The organism is uncultured Campylobacter sp. (genome assembly GCF_938045225.1).
Taxonomy (GTDB): Bacteria; Campylobacterota; Campylobacteria; order Campylobacterales; family Campylobacteraceae; genus Campylobacter_A.
This window is the reverse complement of sequence record NZ_CALINL010000055.1, coordinates 1-1,682: the sequence shown is the minus strand read 5'-3', so window position 1 is coordinate 1,682 and position 1,682 is coordinate 1. Positions and strand designations below refer to the sequence as shown.

General features: G+C 47.3%; 3 protein-coding genes. All 3 read right to left on the bottom strand.

The genetic code is table 11. The annotated features are described in order from the left end of the window. The coding region (locus tag Q0200_RS02670) for a nucleotide sugar dehydrogenase (protein ID WP_297937416.1) at positions 1 to 566 on the bottom strand (566 nt) is incomplete at its 3' end. Then, positions 563 to 1,006, bottom strand: a complete 444-nt coding sequence (locus Q0200_RS02665) for an ecotin family protein (RefSeq protein WP_297937413.1) — start codon at positions 1,004 to 1,006, stop codon at positions 563 to 565. The genes Q0200_RS02670 and Q0200_RS02665, both read right to left, overlap by 4 nt. After that, positions 1,003 to 1,682: nucleotide sugar dehydrogenase (locus Q0200_RS02660; protein WP_297937410.1), on the bottom strand; the 680-nt coding region annotated here is incomplete at its 5' end. The genes Q0200_RS02665 and Q0200_RS02660, both read right to left, overlap by 4 nt.

The window sequence follows — 1,682 nt, the reverse complement described above, 5'->3', positions numbered from 1 at the left end:
CCCGCCGTTATGATCGAGCGGTAGACCTCATCGACCTTGTCGGCTACCTCGGGCGTCGAGCCGCTAGTGATTTTTTTGATTTTAGTTACGGTGTGCTCTTTGTCGCCCGGGTTTATGCGCTCCGGCGAGTATCCACAGAAAAAGTCCTCGTTAAATTTAAGCCCGCTTTGCTCAAGTAGCGGCACGCAAATCTCCTCCGTAACGCCCGGATACACGGTGCTTTCATACACGACGATATCGCCTTTTTTTAGCACTTTAGCGACGCTTTGCGTGGCTTTTACCACTGGCGTTAGATCGGGACGTTTGTTCTTATCTATCGGCGTCGGAACGGTAACGATAAAGAAATTACACTCCTTTATATCGTCCAAATTTAGGCTAAATTTCATACCGTTCTCTATCGCTTTTTTCATCTGCTCAGCGCTTAGCTCTAGCGTGCGGTCATACCCACTTTTAAGCTCCTCGATACGGGCGGCATTGACGTCAAAGCCCGTGACTTCGTATTTCTCGCTAAATGCAGCCGCCAAAGGCAGCCCGACGTATCCTAGTCCGATAACGGCTATTTTCATTTATTTTTCCTTTTTAATTTTTTTGGTTCTATCGTTTTTACGCGTTCATACATTCTTATTTCCGCGCCTACGCCTTGCGGAGTTATGATTTTAATAGGGCTAACGCCGGGTAAAATTTGAGTGAGCTCATAATAAACCCGCCTCTTTTTCTTTCCGTCCTTGCAAAGCATCATCGTCTGCGCCAGCTCATCTCCGCCGCTAAATTCGTAATAAATCCCGCGCGCATCCTCTTTTTCCTCGAGTTTTCCGCCGAGTAAATAGGCATAGTTGCAGTCGATTAGCATCTCTTTAAAAAATGCGACTTCGTATTTAAAATAATCAGGCGGCATCTTTGAGATAGGTAGCTCGAAAATATTTTCCTCGGTTTTTGCCGCATTTTCGCCCGCCAAAAGCGCAAACGGCAACGCGCAAGCCGCGATAAAAAGTAAAATTTTCCTCATGCCTTTACTCCGATTTGAAAATACTTAAAGCCTAAATTTGCCAGATTTTTCGCGTCGTATTGATTGCGTCCGTCAAAGATCACGGCATTTTTTAGCCGCTGTTTCATCTCCATAAAATCAGGCGACCTAAACTCGCTCCACTCGGTCACGAGCGCGAGAGCATCGGCGCCGTTTAACGCGTCGTATTTGTTTGGGGCGAATTTTAAATTTGAGTTAGGTAGATATTTTTTTGCTTCGTTTGCAGCCTTTGGATCGTAGGCGACGACGTTTGCGCCCGCGTTTTCTAGCGCCTTTATGAGCACTAGCGAGCTAGCCTCGCGCATATCATCGGTATTTGGTTTAAAAGCTAGACCCCAAATCGCCACCGTTTTGCCGCTCAAATTTCCGCCGAAAAATGCTGAAATTTTTTCAAAAAGTACCGTTTTTTGCGCCGCATTTCTAGCCTCAACCGCGCTTAAAACCTGCGGTTCAAAGCCGTTTTGCCTAGCGGTGTAGATGAGCGCCTCGACGTCTTTTGGAAAGCAGCTGCCGCCGTATCCGCAGCCGGGGTATATAAAGCTATAGCCGATGCGAGAGTCGCTGCCGATGCCTTTTCGCACCAAATTTACGTCCGCTCCCACGCGTTCGCAGATCCCCGCGATCTCGTTTATAAAGCTGATTTTAGTCGCTAGCATCG

Bases quoted from the DNA above. Each gene is read 5' to 3' on its own strand.
- Q0200_RS02665 (WP_297937413.1), bottom strand. From the start codon at position 1,006: ATGAGGAAAATTTTACTTTTTATCGCGGCTTGCGCGTTGCCGTTTGCG.